Source organism: Micromonospora sp. DSM 43699 (assembly GCF_055517075.1).
This window is the reverse complement of the sequence record NZ_JBTMMT010000008.1, coordinates 45,842-66,422: the sequence shown is the minus strand read 5'-3', so window position 1 is coordinate 66,422 and position 20,581 is coordinate 45,842. Positions and strand designations below refer to the sequence as shown.

Annotated in this window: 16 protein-coding genes and 1 tRNA gene; 10 read left to right on the top strand and 7 right to left on the bottom strand. The window is 72.8% G+C overall.

Annotation, left to right across the window (positions count from 1 at the left end):
• Positions 1-12 precede the first annotated feature (12 nt).
• Together AC0AIB_RS06535 and AC0AIB_RS06530 are read right to left on the bottom strand one after the other, a co-directional pair.
• Positions 13-600 carry a TetR/AcrR family transcriptional regulator gene (locus AC0AIB_RS06535; protein WP_465096225.1) on the bottom strand — a complete coding sequence of 196 codons (588 nt, stop codon included), beginning with the start codon at positions 598-600 and terminating at the stop codon, positions 13-15.
• Between the two features lie 87 nt (positions 601-687).
• On the bottom strand, positions 688-1,077 hold the full coding sequence (locus AC0AIB_RS06530) for a winged helix-turn-helix transcriptional regulator (RefSeq protein ID WP_328343417.1): 390 nt from the start codon (positions 1,075-1,077) through the stop codon (positions 688-690).
• Positions 1,078-1,190: 113 nt separating this feature from the next.
• Here AC0AIB_RS06530 and ligD point away from each other — a divergent pair, with 113 nt between their 5' ends.
• Positions 1,191-2,150 (top strand): non-homologous end-joining DNA ligase, encoded by a 960-nt coding sequence (gene ligD / locus AC0AIB_RS06525; protein WP_328343418.1) that lies wholly within the window; start codon positions 1,191-1,193, stop codon positions 2,148-2,150.
• An 84-nt stretch (positions 2,151-2,234) separates the two neighbouring features.
• On the opposite strand, the gene AC0AIB_RS06520 is transcribed toward ligD, so the two are convergent.
• From AC0AIB_RS06520 to AC0AIB_RS06505, 4 genes are all read right to left on the bottom strand, one after another.
• Positions 2,235-2,306, bottom strand: a tRNA-Arg gene (locus tag AC0AIB_RS06520).
• Positions 2,307-2,555: 249 nt separating this feature from the next.
• Complete coding sequence (locus AC0AIB_RS06515; RefSeq protein WP_465096224.1) at positions 2,556-3,251, bottom strand: winged helix-turn-helix domain-containing protein; 696 nt, start codon at positions 3,249-3,251, stop codon at positions 2,556-2,558.
• Between the two features lie 243 nt (positions 3,252-3,494).
• Complete coding sequence (locus AC0AIB_RS06510) at positions 3,495-4,163, bottom strand: DUF305 domain-containing protein (RefSeq protein WP_328343420.1); 669 nt, start codon at positions 4,161-4,163, stop codon at positions 3,495-3,497.
• 10 nt (positions 4,164-4,173) lie between these two features.
• Positions 4,174-4,989: a DUF3105 domain-containing protein gene (locus AC0AIB_RS06505; RefSeq protein WP_328343421.1), complete on the bottom strand. Its 816-nt coding sequence runs from the start codon at positions 4,987-4,989 to the stop codon at positions 4,174-4,176.
• A 98-nt stretch (positions 4,990-5,087) separates the two neighbouring features.
• Here AC0AIB_RS06505 and argS point away from each other — a divergent pair, with 98 nt between their 5' ends.
• The 7 genes from argS to AC0AIB_RS06470 all read left to right on the top strand — a co-directional run bounded on the left by argS (position 5,088) and on the right by AC0AIB_RS06470 (position 16,479).
• Positions 5,088-6,752, top strand: a complete 1,665-nt coding sequence (gene argS, locus AC0AIB_RS06500; RefSeq protein WP_328343422.1) for an arginine--tRNA ligase — start codon at positions 5,088-5,090, stop codon at positions 6,750-6,752.
• 86 nt (positions 6,753-6,838) lie between these two features.
• Positions 6,839-8,224, top strand: a complete 1,386-nt coding sequence (lysA, locus tag AC0AIB_RS06495; protein WP_465096223.1) for a diaminopimelate decarboxylase — start codon at positions 6,839-6,841, stop codon at positions 8,222-8,224.
• An 8-nt stretch (positions 8,225-8,232) separates the two neighbouring features.
• Positions 8,233-9,546 carry a homoserine dehydrogenase gene (locus AC0AIB_RS06490; RefSeq protein ID WP_328349067.1) on the top strand — a complete coding sequence of 438 codons (1,314 nt, stop codon included), beginning with the start codon at positions 8,233-8,235 and terminating at the stop codon, positions 9,544-9,546.
• 116 nt (positions 9,547-9,662) lie between these two features.
• Positions 9,663-10,712, top strand: a complete 1,050-nt coding sequence (thrC, locus tag AC0AIB_RS06485) for a threonine synthase (protein WP_328343426.1) — start codon at positions 9,663-9,665, stop codon at positions 10,710-10,712.
• A gap of 121 nt (positions 10,713-10,833) precedes the next feature.
• Positions 10,834-14,106: an efflux RND transporter permease subunit gene (locus AC0AIB_RS06480; protein WP_328343428.1), complete on the top strand. Its 3,273-nt coding sequence runs from the start codon at positions 10,834-10,836 to the stop codon at positions 14,104-14,106.
• Between the two features lie 271 nt (positions 14,107-14,377).
• Positions 14,378-15,223 (top strand): polysaccharide deacetylase family protein, encoded by an 846-nt coding sequence (locus AC0AIB_RS06475; RefSeq protein WP_328349069.1) that lies wholly within the window; start codon positions 14,378-14,380, stop codon positions 15,221-15,223.
• An 11-nt stretch (positions 15,224-15,234) separates the two neighbouring features.
• Positions 15,235-16,479, top strand: a complete 1,245-nt coding sequence (locus AC0AIB_RS06470) for an MFS transporter (protein ID WP_328343429.1) — start codon at positions 15,235-15,237, stop codon at positions 16,477-16,479.
• Between the two features lie 15 nt (positions 16,480-16,494).
• On the opposite strand, the gene AC0AIB_RS06465 is transcribed toward AC0AIB_RS06470, so the two are convergent.
• Positions 16,495-17,061, bottom strand: a complete 567-nt coding sequence (locus AC0AIB_RS06465) for a hypothetical protein (RefSeq protein ID WP_465096222.1) — start codon at positions 17,059-17,061, stop codon at positions 16,495-16,497.
• Positions 17,062-17,169: 108 nt separating this feature from the next.
• Between AC0AIB_RS06465 and thrB the strand changes: the two genes are divergently transcribed.
• Positions 17,170-18,114 (top strand): homoserine kinase, encoded by a 945-nt coding sequence (gene thrB, locus AC0AIB_RS06460; protein WP_328343431.1) that lies wholly within the window; start codon positions 17,170-17,172, stop codon positions 18,112-18,114.
• A gap of 296 nt (positions 18,115-18,410) precedes the next feature.
• On the top strand, positions 18,411-20,552 hold the full coding sequence (gene rho / locus AC0AIB_RS06455; protein ID WP_328343432.1) for a transcription termination factor Rho: 2,142 nt from the start codon (positions 18,411-18,413) through the stop codon (positions 20,550-20,552).
• Positions 20,553-20,581 lie beyond the last annotated feature (29 nt).

Here is a 20,581-nt window from a genome sequence, read left to right as displayed (position 1 = left end):
AGATCCTTGTCCTCATTCGTGATCGGGTAGGTCGAGAGGTGGCCGTGGTGGCGGCGGTACGGGGGAGAGGAGCACCCGCTGGGCGACGGCCAGCAGGGCGGGACGCAGTTCCTCGTCGGAGATGTCGGTGAACGTGCCGCATCCCTCGGCGATGCCGGCGAGCAGCACCAGCGCGGCGACCCGCGCGTCCTGCCCGCCGTCGGGGCCGGTCATCGCCTCGATCAGCCGCTCCGAGATGCGCTGGACGTGGGCGAAGGCCGGTTGGGCGAGCAGTTCCGGGAACTCCCCGCGCAGCAGCGCGATCTCGCCGCGGAACCGCACCGCGAGGTCGACGAAGCCCTCCGCCGCCACCTGCTGCGCCGCTGCCCCGGTCAACGCCGAGATCCGCTCGTCCAGCTCACAGAGCACCGAGATCGGCCCCGCCATCAGCTCGGCGAGCAGGGCCTCCTTGCCGGCGAAGTGGTAGAGCACCGCCGCCTTGGAGCAGCCCACCTCGCGGGCGATGTCCTGCAACGAGGTGCCCTTGTAGCCGGTCACCGCGAACCGCCGGGCCGCCGCGGCGAGGATCTCGCCGTGCGTGCGGGGGGTGCGACGGATCATGCGTTCCAGCATGCCTGACCGATCGGTCAGAACTGACCGATCGGTCAGAGAAACACGGTGGCGTTCGCCACAGGCCCGGTCAGGGGCTCATTCCCGGCCGTGCTTGCGGTCGTAGGCGGCCCGCGCCTCGCTGATCGCCGTGCGGTGCCGCTGTGCCCAGGCGGTCAACGCCACGAGCGGTTCGTAGAGCTCCAGCGCCATCGGGGTGGCGCGGTACTCGACCCTCGGCGGCACGGTCGGGTGGGCCTGGCGGTGCAGCAGACCGTCCCGTTCCAGGTTGCGCAGGGTCAGGGTGAGCATCCGTCGGCTGATCCCCTCGACCTGCCGCTCCAACTCACTGAAGCGGACCGGCCCGGGGGAGGCGGCCAGCAGGATGCCGATGCTCCACTTGCCGCCCACCCGGTCCAGCGCCTCCCGCAGGGTGCAGACGCCGTCCTGTTCCCCGCCGGCGCATCCGTCGCTGTGTTCCTGGGACACGGGGTGCCTCCTTCCGCCGGTGTCATGGTCACAGACGAAGATCTCGACGACGGGTCTGTCGGCCGACCCGTGTCGGGGTTGCGCCCGGCCGGTGCGGCCGGGAGGGTGGGCGGATGGCCGGGGCGGAGGAGACGCGCGACGGGGTCGGTCTGACCAACCTCGGTCAGCCGCTGCTCGCCGGTGGCGACGTGACCAAGCGGGACCTGGTCGACTACCTGGACACCGTGCACGACCGCCTCCTCCCCGTCCTGCGCGACCGGCCGCTGTCGGTGGTCCGGCTGCTGCGCGGGCAGGAGCCGTTCATGCAGAAGAACCTGCCGAAATACACCCCGGAATGGGTACGCCGCACGGCGATCTGGGCCGAGACGTCCCACCGGCAGGTGTCGTACGCGCTCTGCGACGACCGGCGCACCCTGCTCTGGTTCGCCAACCAGCGGGCGGTCGAGTACCACCCGGCACTGGTCACCGCGACCAGCCCGGAGCAGCCCACCCACCTCGTGCTCGACCTCGACCCGCCCGAGGGGGAGGACTTCGCGACGGTGGCCCGGGTCGCCGGGGCGGTCCGCCGCGCGCTGGCCGACGTCGGGCTGGCCGGCGCGGTGAAGACCAGTGGTGCCAAGGGGCTGCACGTCTTCGTCCCGGTGCACCCGGACACCACCACCGAGGAGGTCGCCGCCGCCACCCGGGCGCTCGCCGTACACACCGAAGGCCTCGACCCGGAGTCGGCGACCACCGCCTTCATCCGCGAGGACCGGGGTGGCCGGGTCTTCGTCGACCCGACCCGGGCCGGCGGGGCGACAGTGGTGGCCGCGTACAGCCCCCGGCTGCGCCCCGGGTTGCCGGTCTCGTTCCCGGTCGCCTGGGACGACCTCGACCGGATCACCCCGGCGGACTTCACCGTGCGGACGGTCCCCGCGTTGCTCGGTGACCGGGATCCGTGGGCCGGGGCGATGCCCGCGCCGCAGCGGCTCCCGGTCGACCTGGTAGCCGAGGGGCGCACCATCCCGGTGCCCCGGGTGCAGGCCATGCACGAGGGAAAACGCCGTGCGAAGGCCCGCCGCGAATCCGCCTGAGCCCCACTCGTACGACGAAGGCCGCTGATCGGGTTTCCCCTGGTCAGCGGCCTTCGTGTGCTGGTCTCGGTTTCCTAGCAAGTGTGCCCCCGGCAGGATTCGAACCTGCGCCACCGCCTCCGGAGGGCGGTGCTCTATCCCCTGAGCTACGGGGGCTCAGCGACCTGAGAAGAGTAGCAAACCCCTCCGGGATCACCGAATCGCGACCCGGCCCCCGCCGGTACGCCCCGCTGACCTGGATGATCATGATGCCGAGGCTGGCGAGGGGTCGGCGGCGACTGCCGTCGGCGACGAGCGAAGATGTCACCTCCGGTCAGGCCGGGTGGATCACCCGCCGGCCGAGCCGGGCGGAACGTCGCCGCCGGCCAGGCCGAGCGGGTCGGGTGCCGGCCCGGGTCGAGTGGGTCAGGCGGCGGCCTGGGCGCGGCCGCAGCTCGGCAGCGGGTGCAGGACGATGCGCCGGGGCAGCCGGCGGGGCCATTCGTTCCGGGGCCAGGAGCCGTCCACGATCAGGTGCACCGGGTGCTGGTCGGCGCCGCTGAGCCGGAACACGAAGTCGCGGGGCAGTGGTGGATCCACGCTCGGCGTGGTCACCATGAACCGGACCTGGCCCCGGGACGACACCGCCGAGATCACCTCGGCGGCGGGCATGGTGCCGCGCAGGCGTACCCGGCCGATCCAGTAGACCTCCGCGTCGTGTTCCTGGGCGGCCCGGGTGATGGCCGGGTAGTCACTGCGTACCCAACGCTCGACCGCGCCGACGCAGAGCCCGCAGGCCCGCTCGCGCGGCTCCCGCGGACCCAACCCCCAGGCCCGCAGGTACGACCCGACCGTGCCGGCGTCGACCGCCAGGTCGAAGCGGCGCTGGATCAGCGCGGCGAGGCTCTGCCGCGTCCAGAGCTCCTCGTCCAGCCCGAACCCGTCGGGGTGGACGCCCCGCAGTACGTCGATCAGTTCGAGTTCCTGTTCCCGGCTGAGCGCTCCCGACTCGCCCTGCCGGTGTCCGCGACGGGCGGCTGCCACCGCTCCGTCACCGCCGATGGTGTGGCGTCGGCACCAGCTGGTGACCGAGCGCCGCGCGTCTCTGAGTGCAACCCCCACGTCCTACGCAACGAGCACGAATCACTACCGGTCACGATATGTGGGTAGAAAAGTCTCTTAGGGCCTCAAAGGTGCGGACCGCGCTAAAAATACAAATCGCCCATAACCCGCGTTGCAGGTCTTCGCGTTCCAGGTCGCCGCGTGCCGTCGGGGCCCGCAACCGCGTCGGCGAGGGGGCGGTGACGCACGGAGGCCCGCGTCCGCCGGAGCGGGACGCGGGCCTCTCGGACGCGTGGGGACGGGTCAGCCGCCCAGACGCTTCAGGGCGTTCTGGAGGTTGGTCAGGTCCGTCTGCTGGGTGTTCTTCATGGTCTGCGCCACCGTACGGACGTCGTCGTCGCCACCGGCGTCGAGGATGCCCTGGATCATGTGGATCCCGCCGAGGTGGTGCTTGATCATCATCTGGAGGAAGAGGACGTCCAGCTCACGGCCCTGGGCGACGCGTAGCTTCGCCATCTCCTCCGGGGTCGCCATGCCCGGCATCAGGCCGTTCTCGACCTTGGTGGCACCGTCGGGCATCCAGGCCATCCGGGGCTGGCTGCCGGTCGGGTCGAGCCCCCACGACCGCAGCCAGGTCTGCATGGTGCCGATCTCACCCTGCTGGCCGGTGGCGATGTCGCCGCCGATCTGGCGTACCTCGGGATCGGTGCCCCGGTCGAAGGCGATCAGCCCCATCTCCACCGCCTGGGCGTGGTGGGTGCTCATGTCCCGGGCGAAGCCCGCCTCGGCGGAGCCGTCACCCGGCCGGGTCAACGTCGGGGTCAGCAGGCCGCCGGCGTACCCGAGCAGGAGACCGACCACGACGGCGGCGGTCAGGGCGAGTGCGCCGTAGCGGCCGGCGGGCCGCCGGTCACCGGAGCTGGTGACCGGGGGCTCGACGGGCGGCGTGTCGGTCGTCGCGGGGGCGGTCATCGCCGTGTCCTCACTGGGTGGGCTGCTGCTGTTGCTGCGGGACGTTGTCGCGGGGGGCGGTGCCGGTGGCCGTGATGCCCTGGCCGCAGTTGGCGTTCGGACCCTCGACCGAGGCGTTCACCCGCAGCGTCTTGATGAACTCGTCGATCCGGCTGTCGTCGGCGTTGTCGACCTTGAGCTGGTAGCCCCAGGCCTGGAGCGAGATCGGCTTGTCCAGCCCCTCGAACGGGCTGAGCATGACCTTCTCCACGCCCTGCGTCTTGCTGCGGAGCTTGCTGACCTGGTCGGCCGGCAGGTCGGGGCGGTAGGTGATCCAGACCGTGCCGTGCTCCAGGCTGTGCACCGCGTGCTCGTTGGCGATCGGGGCGTCGTAGACGTCGCCCATGCAGTTCTGCCAGGCCGGGTTGTGCGGGCCGGCCACCGGCGGGAGGACGTCGTACTTGATCGCGCCCTGCTGGTGCTGACCACCCTGGACGAGCTTGGGGTCCTTGTCCCGGAAGTCGACGATGCCGTCGATGTCGGCGGCCCGCTGCTCCCACGACTTGGAACCCTGGAAGGCCGCGTACGCGCCGTAGCCGATGATCGAGGCAGCGAGCACGCCCACGGCGACGAACAGGGCGATCGGGCCCCAGGACCGGCCCTGGCTCACCTTCACCGGCGTGATCGGCTTGCGGGGGCCCTTTCCGCCCGAGGTCTGCCGGGGGGTGCCTGCGGGCTTGGCGGCCCCGGGCTTGGCGCCGGCGGCGGGCCGGCCCGCCGCCGGCTTCTTGCCGGTGCTGACCACGGTCGGACGGCGCTCAGGGCCGCCCGGGGTGCTGATGCTCATCGTGCCTCGTCAGGTCGGTCGGTCAGGGGATCTGGCGGGCCGGGTGACGCTCAGGGTCGCCGCCGAGTGCCCGAGTCTACCCCCGATAACATGGTTCGGTGACTCCCGCAGAACTGGCCGAGGTCGTCCTCTCCGCAGCCCACGCCGTATTCACCGCGCGCGGGCTCGACCCCGACGCGCTTCCGGCGCGTACGGCGGTGGAGCGACCGCGCAACCCCGACCACGGTGACTACGCCTCCACGCTGGCCCTCCAGCTCAGCAAGAAGGTGGGCGTCCCGCCCCGGGAGTTGGCCGCCGCGCTCGCCGAACAGCTCGGCCGGGCGGCCGGCGTCAAGTCGGTGGAGATCGCCGGCCCCGGCTTCCTGAACATCCGGCTCGACGCCGCCGCCGCCGGCCAGCTCGCCCGGGTGATCGTCGAGGCAGGCCAGGAGTACGGCCGCAGCGACCGGCTCGCCGGCCAGCGGATCAACCTGGAGTTCGTCTCGGCCAACCCGACCGGCCCGGTGCACATCGGCGGGGTCCGCTGGGCGGCCGTCGGCGACGCGCTCAGCAGGCTGCTGCGGGCCACCGGCGCGGACGTCGGCACCGAGTACTACTTCAACGACGCCGGGTCGCAGATCGACAGGTTCGCCAGGTCGTTGCTGTGCGCCGCGAAGGGCGAGCCGGCCCCCGAGGACGGCTACGGCGGGGCGTACATCGCCGAGATCGCCGAGCAGGTCCGGGCGATCCGGCCGGACGTGCTCGACCTGGCCGACGCCGAGGCCCAGGAGGTGTTCCGGGTCGAGGGCGTGACGTCGATGTTCGCCGAGATCAAGGCCTCGCTGCGCGGCTTCGGGGTGGAGTTCGACACCTACTTCAACGAGAAGGACCTGCACGACCGGGGCGAACTGGAGCTGGCCCTGGAACGGCTCCGCGCGCAGGGCCACCTGTACGAGGCCGACGGGGCGACCTGGCTGCGCACCACCGACTTCGGTGACGACAAGGACCGGGTGCTGCGCAAGTCCAACGGCGAGTGGACCTACTTCGCCGCCGACTGCGCCTACTACCTGGACAAGCGGGAGCGCGGCTTCGAACGGGTCGTGATCATGCTGGGTGCCGACCACCACGGCTACATCGGGCGGATGAAGGCGATGTCCGCCTGCTTCGGCGACGACCCGGCGGTCAACCTGGAGATCCTCATCGGCCAGCTGGTCAACCTGGTCCGCGACGGCGTCCCGGTGCGGATGAGCAAGCGGGCCGGCACCGTGGTCACCCTGGAGGACCTGGTCGACGCGATCGGGGTGGACGCCGCCCGTTACGCCCTGGCCCGCTACTCCAGCGACTCGCCGATCGACATCGACGTGGAGCTGTGGACCCGGGCCACCCGCGACAACCCGGTCTACTACGTGCAGTACGTCGCCGCGCGGACGGCAAGCGTCGGCCGCAACGCCGCCGAGGTCGGCCTGGGCCGGGGCGACGGGGCCGGGTTCCACCCCGAGCTGCTCGACCACGACAAGGAGAACGAGCTGCTCAAGGCGCTCGCCGAGTTCCCCGCGGTGGTCGCCGCCGCCGCCGAGCTGCGCGAGCCGCACCGGGTGGCCCGCTACCTGGAGGACCTGGCCGGGGCGTACCACCGGTTCTACGACAACTGCCGGATCCTGCCGCGCGGTGACGAGGAGGTCACCGACCTGCACCGGGCCCGGCTCTGGCTCAACGACGCCACCCGCACGGTGATCGCCAACGGACTGCGCCTGCTCGGCGTCGCCGCCCCGGAGAGGATGTAGCCCATGCGTAACCCAGGAACGGGCCTGCGTCCGCAGGTCGGCGGAGCGGGCCGGCGGTCGTCGCGGCCCCGGGGCGGAGATCGCTGATGCGCGCCCACGAAGCCGGCGCGATGCACGGCGACATCGGTGACCGGGGGCCGGGCTGGCTGCGTCCCCCGGCCGACGTCAACGCCCTGGTGCCACAGCTCTGGCCCCGCCGGGTCGCGCGCGGCGCGGGCGGCGCGCTGACCGTCGCGGGTCTCGACGTCCGCGAGCTGGCGGCCGAGTACGGCACCCCGGCGTACGTCCTCGACGAGGACGACCTGCGCTCGCGGGCCCGGGACTTCCGGGCCGCCTTCCCCGACGTGGACGTCTACTACGCCGGCAAGGCGTTCCTCTGCCGGGCGGTGGTCCGGATGATCGCCGAGGAGGGTCTGCACCTGGACGTCTGCACCGGCGGCGAGCTGGCCACCGCGCTGTCGGCCGGTATGCCGGCGGACCGGATCGGCTTCCACGGCAACAACAAGTCGGTCACCGAGCTGACCCGGGCGCTGGACGCCGGGGTGGGGCGGATCATCCTCGACTCGTTCACCGAGATCGACCGGCTCACCGCGCTGGCCCGGGAGCGCGGGGTCCGCCCCGGCGTGCTGATCCGGGTCACCGTCGGGGTGGAGGCGCACACCCACGAGTTCATCGCCACCGCCCACGAGGACCAGAAGTTCGGCTTCTCGCTGGCCGGTGGGGCCGCCGCCGCAGCCGCCTTCAAGGTCATCGACGAGGGTGTGCTGGACCTGCGCGGGCTGCACTCGCACATCGGCTCGCAGATCTTCGACACCAGCGGCTTCGAGGTCTCCGCCCGCCGGGTGCTCGCCCTCCAGGCGCAGATCCGCGACGCCCGCGGGGTGGAGCTGCCCGAGCTGGACTTGGGCGGCGGGTTCGGCATCGCCTACACCACCCAGGACGACCCGGCCACGCCGGACGAGCTGGCCAAGCGGCTCCGCAAGATCGTCGACTCGGAGTGCGCGGCGGAGAACCTGGCCGTACCGCACCTGTCGATCGAGCCGGGCCGGGCCATCGTCGGCCCCGCCGTCCTCACCCTCTACACGGTCGGCACCGTCAAGGACGTGGACGGGCTGCGGACGTACGTGAGCGTGGACGGGGGGATGAGCGACAACATCCGGACCGCCCTCTACGACGCGTCGTACTCGGCGACCCTGGCCGGCCGGGCCTCGACCGCCGCGCCGCTGCTGGCCCGCGTGGTGGGAAAGCACTGTGAGTCCGGGGACATCGTGGTGAAGGATGAATTCCTGCCCGCCGACGTGCAGCCCGGAGATCTTGTCGCGGTCCCCGGCACGGGAGCGTACTGCCGCAGCATGGCCAGCAACTACAACCATGTGCCCCGACCCCCGGTGGTCGCGGTGCGTGACGGCCGAGCCCGGCTGATCGTTCGACGGGAGACCGAAGAAGACCTGCTCGCTTTGGATGTGGGATGACGTCACCTGTGCGCTTGGCCCTGCTCGGCTGCGGAACGGTAGGTAGCGAGGTGGTCCGGCTGCTGCACACGCAGGCCGCCGACCTGGCCGCCCGGATCGGCGCTCCGCTGGAGATCGCCGGCATCGCCGTACGCCGGGTCGGCCGGGCCCGGGGTGACCTCCCCGTCGACCCGGCGCTGTTCACCACCGACCCGCTCGGCCTGATCAAACGCGACGACGTGGACGTGGTCGTCGAGGTGGTCGGCGGCATCGAACCGGCGCGGACCTGGCTGGTGGAGGCGCTGCGCGCCGGCAAGAGCGTGGTCACCGCCAACAAGGCGCTGCTCGCCGAGGACGGCGCGGCCCTGCACGACGCGGCGGCCGAGGGCGGGGCCGACCTCTTCTACGAGGCGTCCGTCGCCGGGGCGATCCCGCTGCTGCGTCCGCTGCGCGAGTCGCTGCACGGCGACCGGATCAACCGGGTCACCGGCATCGTCAACGGCACCACCAACTTCATCCTCTCCGCGATGGACGCCACCGGCGCCGGCTTCGCCGAAGCGCTGGACGAGGCGACCGAGCTGGGTTACGCCGAGGCCGACCCGACCGCCGACGTGGAGGGCTTCGACGCCGCCGCGAAGGCCGCCATCCTGGCCTCGCTCGCCTTCCACACCCGGGTCACCGCCGCCGACGTGCACCGCGAGGGCATCACCGAGGTGACGGTCGCCGACATGGCCAGCGCCAAGGCGATGGGCTGCACCATCAAGCTGCTCTGCATCGCCGCCCGGGGCGTCGACCCGGCCGGCCGGGAGACGGTGAGCGTCCGGGTGCACCCCGCGATGATCCCGCTGACCCACCCGCTGGCCAGCGTCGGCGACGCGTTCAACGCGGTCTTCGTCGAGGCCGAGGCGGCCGGGCAGCTGATGTTCTACGGCCGGGGTGCCGGTGGCGCGCCGACCGCCAGCGCGGTCCTCGGTGACGTGGTCGCGGTGGCCCGCAACCGGCTCGCCGGGGCGTTCGCGGCAAGCGAGTCCGCGTACGCCGACCTGTCGGTCCGGCCGATGGGCGAGGCGCTGACCCGCTACCACATCAGCCTCGACGTGGTGGACCGGCCGGGCGTGCTCCAGGCGGTGGCCGGGGTGTTCGCCCGGCACGACGTCTCCATCGCCACCGTCCGGCAGGGCCCGGCCGGCGGCGGTCCGGCCGGTCGGGGTGAGGACGCCGACCTGGTCATCGTCACCCACGTCGCCCCGGACGCCGCGCTCGCCGCGACGGTACGGGAGCTGCGCGGGCTGGACATCGTCCGCTCGGTGGCCAGCGTGCTGCGGGTCGAGGGCGGGGCGTGACCCGGCGTCTCGCCTGATGGTTTCCGGTGGGTGTGCCGAGGGGTGATCGGCGAGGCTGGTCCAGGCTGGCAGGGGCTTCCGGCACGGCCGGGGCGGGCAGAGGCGAGGAGAGCGACATGTGGCGGGGTCTGATCGAGACGTACCGGGACCGGCTGCCGGTCACCGACGCCACGCCCGTGGTCACCCTGCACGAGGGGAACACCCCGCTGCTTCCCGCGCCGGCGCTCTCCGCCCGGCTCGGCGCCGACGTCTACCTGAAGGTCGAGGGGGCCAACCCGACCGGCTCGTTCAAGGACCGGGGCATGACGGTCGCGGTCTCCAAGGCGGTCGAGGCCGGCGACAAGGCGATCATCTGCGCCTCCACCGGCAACACCAGCGCCTCCGCCGCCGCGTACGCCGCGCGGGCCGGGATCACCTGCGCGGTGCTGGTGCCGCAGGGCAAGATCGCGCTGGGCAAGCTGGCCCAGGCGCTCGTGCACGGTGCGAAGCTCCTCCAGGTGCAGGGCAACTTCGACGACTGCCTTGCGCTGGCCTCGAAGCTCGCCCAGGACTTCCCGGTGGCCCTGGTCAACTCGGTCAACCCGGACCGGCTGCACGGCCAGAAGACGGCCGCCTTCGAGATCGTCGAGGCGCTCGGTGACGCCCCCGACATCCACTGCCTGCCGGTCGGCAACGCCGGCAACATCTCCGCCTACTGGATGGGCTACTCGGAGGACCTGCGGGCCGGCAACGCCACCCGCGCCCCGAAGATGTACGGCTTCCAGGCCGCCGGGGCGGCCCCGATCGTCAGCGGTCAGGTGGTGCCGGAGCCGTCGACCATCGCCACCGCCATCCGGATCGGCAACCCGGCGAGCTGGACCAAGGCGCTCGACGCCCGGGACGCCTCGCAGGGGCTGATCGCCGCGGTGACCGACCGGGAGATCCTCGCGGCCTACCGGCTGCTCGCCCGGGAGGTGGGGGTCTTCGTCGAGCTGGGCAGCGCGGCCAGCGTGGCGGGCCTGCTCCAGCAGGGCGCGGCGGGTCAGGTCCCGGCCGGCGGCACGGTGGTCTGCACGGTCACCGGCCACGGCCTGAAGGACCCGGAGTGGGCCATCTCCACAGCCCCCGCGCCGATCACCATCGCCAACGACGCGCTGACCGCCGCCCGCTCCCTCGACCTGGTCTGATCCCACCCTGCCCGCCCTGTCGACCCCGGCGGGGCGGGTGGCCACCCCGTGCGGGGCGGGGGAGACCGGGTCGGGCAGACTTTCCCATGCCTGTCCCCTCTCCCAGGAGTGAGCCACGCCGATGTCGCTGCTCGCCAGATCCAGCCTCGCCAACCGGGGGCTCGTCGCCCTGATCGCGGTGGTGACCGCGGCGTTCGGGGCGTTCGCCGTCCCCTCGCTCAAGCAGCAGCTCCTGCCGTCGCTGGAGTTCCCCGGCGCGTTCGTCGTCGCGGTCTATCCGGGTGCCTCGCCGGAGATCGTCGAGGCGCAGGTCACCGAGCCGATCGAGAACAGCCTGCAGAGCATCCCCGGGCTGGAGAAGGTCACCTCCACCTCGCGGGAGGGGTCGGCGACGATCGCTGTGGAGTTCGTCTTCGGCACCGACATCGACGACGTGGCCAACAAGATGCAGACCGCGCTGAGCCGGGTCGACGCGCAGCTGCCCGACGAGGTGGACCCGCAGGTCATCACCGGCAGCACCGACGACCTGCCGGCCGTGGTGCTGGCCGCCACCGGTGGCGGTGACGAGCAGGCGCTCGCCGACAAGCTGCGCGACACCGTCGTACCCGAGCTGGAGGGGATCGACGGCGTCCGCACGGTCGCCGTGACCGGCACCCGCGACCAGGTCGTGACGATCGTGCCGAACCCGGCGAAGTTCGCCGCCGCGAAGCTGAGCCCGACCGCGATCGCCACCGCGCTGAAGACCAACGGCATCGCCGTCCCGGCCGGTGCGGTCGTGGACGGCAGCAGCGCGCTGCCGGTGCAGGTGGGGGCCCCGGTCACCACCCTCGACGAGCTGCGCGGCATCGCGCTCACCTCGACCGCGCCCAAGACCGCCCCGGTCCGGCTCGGCGATGTGGCGACAGTCGAGCAGCAGCTCGCCCCGGCCACCGCGCTCACCCGGACCAACGGCAGGGAGAGCATCGGGGTCCAGGTCACGGCCGCCCAGGACGGCAACGCCGTACGGATCTCGCACGACATCCGGGACCGGCTGGACGACCTGCGGTCCGCCTCCGGTGCCGAGCTGACCATCGTGTTCGACCAGGCCCCGTTCGTGGAGAAGTCGATCGAGAGCCTGACCACCGAGGGGCTGCTCGGCCTGCTGATGGCGGTCGTGGTGATCCTGGTCTTCCTGCTCTCCGTCCGGTCCACCCTGGTCACCGCGGTCTCCATCCCGCTGTCGGTGGTGGTGGCGCTGCTCGCCCTCTGGATCGGCGACTACTCGCTCAACCTGCTCACCCTGGGCGCGCTCACCATCGCGGTCGGGCGGGTGGTGGACGACTCGATCGTGGTCCTGGAGAACATCAAACGCCACCTGGAGTACGGCGAGCCGAAGCGGGAGGCGATAGTCACCGCCGTCCGCGAGGTGGCCGGGGCGGTCACCGCGTCGACCCTCACCACGGTCGCGGTGTTCGCGCCGATCGCCCTGGTGGGCGGCTTCGTGGGGCAGCTCTTCGCGCCGTTCGCGATCACCGTCACGGTGGCCCTGCTCGCCTCGCTGCTGGTGTCGCTGACGGTGATCCCGGTGCTGGCCTACTGGTTCCTCAAGCCGCCGCGCGACGGGGCGGACGAGGCGGTCCGCCGGGCCGCCGAGGAGAAGGAACTGCGCAGCCCGTTGCAGCGGGCGTACCTGCCGGCGATCGGGTTCGCCACCCGGACCCGCCGGACCCGGTGGATCACCGTTGCGGTGGGCATCCTGCTGCTGTTCGGCACCTTCGGCCTGGCCCAGAAGCTGGAGACCAACTTCCTCGACGACTCCGGCCAGGACACCCTGAGCATCAGCCAGAAGCTGCCGGCCGGGTCGGGGCTGGCCGCCACCGACCAGGCGGCCCGCCTGGTGGAGGGGGTGCTGGGGCGTACCGACGGGGTCGAGACCTACCAGGTCAGCGCGGGCGGGAACGACCAGCCGTGGCTGGCCGGTGGCGGCAACAACACCGCCCGCTGGTCGGTGGCGCTCGGCGGCGATACCGACGCCAAGGAGATGAAGCAGGTCCTCCGCCGGGAGTTCGACGGGCTCGGCTCCGCGGCGGGCGAGCTGAGCTTCGACAGCGGGCAGGGGGGCGCCTCGGGCAACCAGCTGGAGGTGGTCGTCCAGGCCGCCGACACCGACACCCTGAACCGGGCGGCCGACCAGGTCCGGGCCGCGATGGCGGGCACCCCCGGGGTCGAGGACGTCGCCACCAGCCTGGCCGACCGGGTGCCCCGGGTCGACGTCACCGTCGACCGGTTGGCCGCCGCCCGGGTGGGGCTCAGCGAGGCCGCGGTCGGGCAGTTGGTGTCGCAGGCGTACCGGGGCAGCCCGCTGGGCCGGGTGACCCTCGACGGTGGTCAGCAGGACGTCGTGCTGCGGACCACTGCCGTCCCGCCGCTGACCGAGGAGCAGTTGCGGGCGCTGCCGGTGGGCCCGGTCAAGCTCGACGACATCGCCGACGTCACCCGGGGTGAGGGACCGCAGCAGGTGACCCGGATCGACGGTGAGCGCAGCGTGTCGGTGACCGGTACGGCCACCGGCTCGAACCTCGGCGCGACCACCACCGAGCTCAAGAAGCGGCTGGACGACCTGGACGTGCCGGGGGCGACGATCGCCGTCGGCGGGGCGAGCGCCCAGCAGGAGGACGCCTTCGGTGACCTGGGCCTGGCTGTGCTGGCCGCGATCGCGATCGTCTTCCTGATCATGGTGGCGACGTTCCGGAGCATCACCCAGGCGCTGATCCTGCTGATCTCGATCCCGTTCGCGGCGACCGGCGCGATCGGTCTGCTGCTGGTCACCGGGACCCCGTTGGGCGTGCCGGCGCTGATCGGCGTGCTCATGCTGGTCGGCATCGTGGTGACCAACGCGATCGTGCTGTTGGACCTGGTCAACCAGTACCGGGCGCAGGGGATGGGCATCACCGAGGCGGTGGTCGAGGGCGGTCGGCGACGGCTGCGGCCGATCCTGATGACCGCTGTGGCCACCATCTTCGCGCTGCTACCGATGGCCCTCGGGCTGACCGGGGAGGGTGGCTTCATCTCCCAGCCGCTCGCGGTGGTGGTGATCGGTGGCCTGCTCAGCTCCACCCTGCTCACCCTGGTCCTGGTGCCGACCCTCTACACGATGGTGGAGCGCACCAAGGAGTCGCTTCGTGAGCGGCGGGCCGGCCGGCGGGGCAGCCCCACCGACGGCGACGAGCCGACCGGGAAGCCCGCCGACCGGGACGCCGAGGTGTCGGCCCCGGTGGGTGCCCCGGCCGCCGAGGCGTCGGCCGAGACGCCGGCCCGGCCGACGCCGTCGGCCGCGCTGGTGGACGGCACCGACCAGTTCGAGGTGCTGCGGCTGCCGAAGAGCCGCCGGTCACCGCTGCCGCCTGCCGAATAGCGCCTCGGGTCGCCTTCGGCGCGACAGTCGCGTCACGACGCGCCCCCGGTCCGGGGTCACCGGCCGGGGGCGCGTCCTCTTCGGTCCCGGGGGCGCCGGCCCGGCGCGCGTCGGGCCGGGCCGGTGACATCGCGTCGGGCCGGGCCGGTGACATCGCGTCGGGCCGGGCCGGTGACATCGCGTCGGGCCGGGCCCGGGACATCGGGCCGGCCGACGGGTACGGTCACCCTGTGTTCATCTACTTTCGGTCATCGTCGATCCACCCTGGGTGATGGCGCGGAGCGGGCCGGAGACGGCCGACCCGGGCGGCGGGCGGTGGGGCCGACGGCGGCTGCTGGGCGGCGGGGCGCTGCTGGTCGGGGGCGTCACGTTGGGCGCCGCCGGGATGTCGCAGGGGACGTGGCTCGCCGACCGGCACCTGCCGCTCTCCGCCGGCCCGGCCAGCGCCACGGTCGGCAACCGGCGACAGGACGTCGGCTCGGGTGGGCTCCAGGTGGTGTGGCACGTGCCGACCACCGAGCGACTGGTCGCGCTGACCTTCGACGACGGCCCGCTGCCCCGGTGGACGCCGACCGTACTGGACATCCTGGACCGGCACGCGGTGCCGGCGACATTCTTCCTGGTCGGCACACGGGTGCGTCGGCACGCCGACCTGATCCGGGGCCGGTTGACCCGGCACGAGGTGGGCAACCACAGCTGGCGGCACCGGGATCTGGCACGGCTGTCCGCCCCCGCCGTACACGACGACCTGCGCCGGTCGCACGAGGCCATCACCGAGGTCGCCGGGGTGCCGCCCCGGCTGGTCCGGCCCCCGTACGGGCACCTGGGCGGCGGGGTGCTGCACGCCGCCGTACGTCTCGACTACCGCGTCGTGCTCTGGTCGCTGCAGATGGTGGAGGGCGAGTTCCCGGACGACCCGGCCGGACACGCCCGGCGGATCGTGGCCGACGTCGTGCCCGGCACCATCCTGCTCGCCCACGACGCGGGGTCGGAGAACCGGCAGGTGGCGCTGCGCGGGCTGGACGCGATGATCAGCGGTCTGCGGGCCCGTGGCTACACCTTCGTCACGGTCTCCCGGCTGCTGAGCCGAACGGCAGTGCCGCGAGCCGGCGGGTAGGGTCCGGGTACGTGTCCTCTCCGCTCTCGGTCCTGGTCCGCAACCGGGACTTCCGCAACCTCTTCCTGGCCGAGCTGGTGGTCTTCGGTGCCGACTGGTTCGTCATGGTGCCGCTGCTGGTGCTGCTGCCGCAGTTGACAGGCAGTGGCGTCTGGGGTGCCCTGGTGCTGGCCCTGGACACCGGGGTGCTGGCGCTGCTGCTGCCGTACACCGGGACCATCGCCGACCGGTTCGACCGCCGGAAGGTCATGATGGCCGCGAACGGCGTGACGCTGCTCGGTGTGCTGCTGCTGCTCGGCGTCCGCGACGCCGGCACGGCCTGGCTGGCCATGGCGGCGATCACGCTGGTGGCGGTCGGCAAGGCGTTCTACTCGCCGTCGGCGCAGGCCGCCCTGCCCAATGTGCTCGACCCGGCCGACCTGGCCGCGGGCAACGCCGTGGCCGGGTCCGCCTGGGGGACGATGACCGTGGTCGGCGCGTCCCTCGGTGGGGTGTTGAGCGCGGCGGTCGGGCCGTACGCCTGCTTCTGGGTGGGTGCGGTCGGCCTGGTGCTGGCGGCGGGCCTGGCAGCGCTGATCCGCCGGCCGTTGCAGGCGGCCCGGGAGCCCGACCGGTCGACGCCGCGCACCTGGACGGCGATCCGCGAGGCGTTGGGCCACATCCGGCACCGGCCCCGGGTGCTGGCGCTGGTCACGGTGAAGTCGGCGGTGGGGCTGGGCAACGGAGTGTTGACCGTCTTCCCCTTGCTGGCCGCCCTCTACGGGGTGGGGCCGGTCGGCACCGGTCTGCTCTTCGCGGCGCGCGGGGCGGGGGCGCTGGTCGGGCCGATCCTGATGAGCCGGGTGTTGACCAACCGGGCCTGGCTGCTGCCCGGCCTGGCCCTGTCGATGTCCCTGTACGGGCTGGCCTACCTGGGCGCGGCGGTGACACCCTGGTTCCCGCTGGTGGTGGTGCTGGTCTTCGTGGCCCACTTCGGTGGCGGCAGCAACTGGGTGCTGTCGAACTTCGCCCTCCAGGGTGAGGTGCCCGACCGGCTGCGGGGCCGGGTGTTCGCCACCGACATGATGCTTGCCACCCTGGCGATCTCGGTCAGCCAGCTGGTGGTCGCCGGCGTGGTCGACCGGGTGGACGAGCGGGTGGTGCTCGCCGGCTGCGGCCTGGTCACCCTGGTGTACGCGGTCGGCTGGCGGATCGCCACCCGCCGGCTCTCGCTCACCGGCCCGGCCGCCGACCCGGACCCGCTGCCCGCTCGCTGAACCGCCGGACGCTGCTCAGTCGGGGCGGTCGACCTGCGGCGGGACGGTCGGCGGACTGTCGCTCCCGCCCCGGGCAGCGGCGGCCTGGCCCGGCACCGTCGGACCTGGGGCAGGGTGGCCGACGGCAGGGTGGCTGGTGGCCGGATGGCCGGCGGCGAATCCGGGTGGTGGGCCACCGGCGGCGCCGGTGGGTGTCCCGCCAGCCGGGGGCGTCCAGGTGCCCCACGGATGGCCGGGCGTGGGGGACGCGGCGCGGCCGACGAACACGGCGGCGACGACGAGGCCCAGGCCGACGGGGTAGCCGAGCCAGCCGACCACGCTGACGGTGAGGTTCCACAGCTCGAACTGCCGCATCCCGCCGGGGAGCGAGCGCGACCGGATCAGCTCCGGCAGGGCTGCCACCCAGGCGGTGCTGAGCAGTTCCAGCAACAGCAGTAGGGCGGCCCCGGCGAGCAGCAACGACCGGGCCCGACCGGGCAGCCGGCGGCGGGCGGTGGCGGCGACCACCAGGACGGCGAGCAGCGTCAGCAGCACGGGCAGGTGGCCCAGCAGCTGCACGAGTCGGTAACCGAACATCTCCATGTGGCCTCCCGGCCGGCGGTGGGGTCGGCGTCAGGCTAACCGAGGTGATCCAGTCCCACCGTCCGGGCGAGCAGGCGCGACGTCGGTCCCGGGCCCTAGCATGAGCCGGTGCCGACGACTTTCGCCTCCGGGCCGGTGCGGGTGCGGGTGCCCGCGACCAGTGCCAACCTGGGCCCCGGGTTCGACGCCTTCGGGCTGGCCCTCGCCCTGCACGACGACGTGGCCGCCGAGGTGACCCCGGCCGGTGTCCGGGTGGCGGTGACCGGCGAGGGCGCCGGCGAGCTGCCGCCGGACGACCGGCACCTGGTGGTGGTCGCCATGCGGGCCGCCTTCGACCAGCTCGGTGGGCAGCCGCCGGGGCTGGCGCTGGAATGCGTCAACCGGATTCCGCAGGCCCGTGGCCTGGGCTCCTCCTCGGCGGCGATCGTGGCCGGGGTGCTGCTGGCCCGCGCGCTGGTCACCGACGGCGGGCAGCGGCTCGACGACGACGCGGTGCTGCGGCTGGCCGCCGAGATCGAGGGCCATCCGGACAATGTCGCCCCCTGCCTGCTCGGCGGGTTCACCATCGCCTGGACCGAGCCGACCGGCGGCCGGGCGGTCTCGTTGCCGGTCGCCGCCGGGGTACGGCCCACTGTCTTCGTGCCGGCCGAGCGGGGGTTGACGGCCACCGCGCGGGCGGCGCTGCCGGCGACCGTGCCGCACGCGGACGCGGCCCTGAACGCGGGCCGGTCGGCGTTGCTGGTGCACGCGTTGACCGCCGAGCCTGCGTTGCTCCTGCCGGCCACCGTCGACCGGCTGCACCAGAATTACCGTGCGGCGGGAATGCCGGAGACTGCGGCCCTGGTCAGCGAGCTGCGTGCGGCCGGTGTGGCCGCTGTGGTCAGTGGGGCTGGCCCGACGGTGCTGGCGTTCGACGGGCCGCCCGACGGGTTAGTGCCGGGAACAGAATGGGAAGTCTGGCGGTTGCCGGTAGAGGTGCGCGGAGCGACGGTCGTACGGGGTAGACTGGGACACGCCGAGCGGGACCCTGTTGCCGCAGGTCGGAAGAGTTGATTACGCTCTAGACTCAGCACAGCCGCGAAAGCACGCGATCTCTCTGCGGGTCGGCGCACCCCGAAGCTCTCGGCGGTCAGCCCGTCACCCCTGCCAAAGGCCCACGCCGCACCGCAGTTTCCGCAGGTCGCCGCAGACGGCGAGACCTGCTCACCGACGTTGGTGAGTTGGGAAACCGCCCGGCTGCTGTGCCACAGACTCCCGCGACGCGTCATGCGAGGCGGGTGCACCGAGGCCGCCCGGCCACCTTGCTTGTCGATCCCGGGCAGTCCCGGCCTATCGAGGGAAGGAATCCATTGAGCGACACCACCGACGTGACGTCGGATGTTTCCAACGTCGCTGGCGATGCCACCACCGCCGCCCCCGCCCGCCGTCGGCGCAGCGGTACCGGTCTGTCGGCGATGCTGCTGCCGGAGCTGCAGAGCCTGGCCGCGTCGCTCGGCATCTCCGGGACCGCCCGCATGCGCAAGGGCGAGCTGATCAGCGCGATCTCCGAGCGGCAGCAGGGCGGCGCCGCGACCGGCACCCCTCGACCGCGGGCCGAGGTGGCTGCTGCGGCTGCCCCCGTCCGGGAGGAGGTGCGCGCCGAGGTGACCCCGGAGCGGGCCCCCGAGCCGGCGTCGGCGGCCCCTGCCGCCACCGGTGAGACCGAGGGTCGGACCCGGACCCGGCGCAGCCGGGCCAGCACCGCCGAGGCGCGGCCGGCTGCCGAGACGCGGACCGTCGAGAGCCGGACCGTCGAGAGCCGGACCGAGGAGGCGCCGGTCGAGACCGGTGAGCGTCCCGAGGCGCGCGGCGGTCGGGACCGTGGCGAGCGGGCCGGCGTCGACCGGGCCGAGCGCGGCGAGCGGGCCGGTAACGACCGGGCCGAGCGGGCGGGCAGTGACCGGGCCGAGCGGGCCGGTAACGACCGGGCCGAGCGGGCGGACAACGACCGGGCCGGCCGTACCGGTAGCGACCGCACGGGTAACGACCGTGGCGAGCGGGCCGGTAACGACCGGGCCGAGCGGGTGGGCAGCGACCGGGCCGATCGCAACGACCGGGGTGACCGCAACGACCGGGGTGACCGCAACGACCGAGGTGAGCGGGCGGACCGCAACGACCGGGGCGACCGCGGCAGCGATCGGGGTCAGCGCGACAGCCGCGACAACCGTGACGATCCGGACGACGACGGCGAGGGTGGCGGTCGGCGGGGCCGACGCAGCCGGTTCCGGGACCGTCGGCGTGGTCGGGGCGACCGGATCGAGGGCGGGACGGACAGCGGCGGCGGTCGCGAGCCGCAGGTCAGCGAGGACGACGTGCTGGTGCCGGTCGCCGGCATCATCGACGTGCTCGACAACTACGCCTTCGTCCGGACCACCGGCTACCTGGCCGGTCCGAACGACGTCTACGTCTCGATGTCGCAGATCAAGAAGCACGGCCTGCGCCGGGGTGACGCGATCACCGGCGCCGTCCGTGCCGCCCGGGACAGCGGCGGCAGTGGCGACCAGCGGCGGGACAAGTACAACCCGCTGGTCCGGCTGGACACCATCAACGGCATGGAGCCCGACGAGGCCCGTCGCCGTCCCGAGTTCTACAAGCTCACGCCGCTCTACCCGCAGGAACGGCTGCGGCTGGAGACCGAGCCGCACATCCTCACCACCCGGGTGATCGACCTGGTGATGCCCATCGGCAAGGGGCAGCGGGCGCTGATCGTGTCGCCGCCCAAGGCGGGCAAGACGATGGTGCTCCAGGCCATCGCGAACGCCATCACCCGGAACAACCCGGAGTGCCACCTGATGGTGGTGCTGGTGGACGAGCGGCCGGAAGAGGTCACCGACATGCAGCGGTCGGTGAAGGGCGAGGTCATCGCGGCCACGTTCGACCGTCCGCCGCAGGACCACACCACGATCGCCGAGTTGGCGATCGAGCGGGCCAAGCGCCTGGTCGAGCTGGGCCACGACGTGGTCGTACTGCTCGACTCGGTGACCCGGCTCGGTCGGTCGTACAACCTGGCGGCGCCGGCCTCCGGCCGGATCATGTCCGGTGGTATCGACTCCACGGCGCTCTACCCGCCGAAGCGGTTCCTGGGTGCGGCCCGCAACATCGAGAACGGCGGCTCGCTGACCATCCTCGCCACCGCGTTGGTGGAGACCGGGTCCATGGCGGACACGGTCATCTTCGAGGAGTTCAAGGGCACCGGCAACGCCGAGTTGAAGCTGGACCGGAAGATCGCCGACAAGCGGGTCTTCCCGGCGATCGACATCAACCCCTCCGGTACGCGCAAGGAGGAGGTCCTGTTCGCGCCGGAGGAATTGGCGATCATCCACAAGCTCCGCAAGGTGCTGCACTCGCTGGATTCGCAGGCGGCGCTGGATCTGCTGATCGACCGGCTCAAGCAGTCCCGCACCAACATCGAGTTCCTGATGCAGATCGCCAAGTCGACACCGGGGGAGTGACCCCACCCGGGTGAAGACCGCCACGAAGG

Excerpts from the sequence above, each read along its gene's own strand:
- AC0AIB_RS06535 (WP_465096225.1), bottom strand. The coding sequence starts at position 600 with ATGATCCGTCGCACCCCCCGCACGCACGGCGAGATCCTCGCCGCGGCG.
- ligD (WP_328343418.1), top strand. The coding sequence starts at position 1,191 with ATGGCCGGGGCGGAGGAGACGCGCGACGGGGTCGGTCTGACCAACCTC.
- AC0AIB_RS06510 (WP_328343420.1), bottom strand. The coding sequence starts at position 4,163 with ATGACCGCCCCCGCGACGACCGACACGCCGCCCGTCGAGCCCCCGGTC.
- AC0AIB_RS06505 (WP_328343421.1), bottom strand. The coding sequence starts at position 4,989 with ATGAGCATCAGCACCCCGGGCGGCCCTGAGCGCCGTCCGACCGTGGTC.
- lysA (WP_465096223.1), top strand. The coding sequence starts at position 6,839 with ATGCGCGCCCACGAAGCCGGCGCGATGCACGGCGACATCGGTGACCGG.
- thrC (WP_328343426.1), top strand. The coding sequence starts at position 9,663 with ATGTGGCGGGGTCTGATCGAGACGTACCGGGACCGGCTGCCGGTCACC.
- AC0AIB_RS06480 (WP_328343428.1), top strand. The coding sequence starts at position 10,834 with ATGTCGCTGCTCGCCAGATCCAGCCTCGCCAACCGGGGGCTCGTCGCC.
- AC0AIB_RS06475 (WP_328349069.1), top strand. The coding sequence starts at position 14,378 with ATGGCGCGGAGCGGGCCGGAGACGGCCGACCCGGGCGGCGGGCGGTGG.
- AC0AIB_RS06465 (WP_465096222.1), bottom strand. The coding sequence starts at position 17,061 with ATGGAGATGTTCGGTTACCGACTCGTGCAGCTGCTGGGCCACCTGCCC.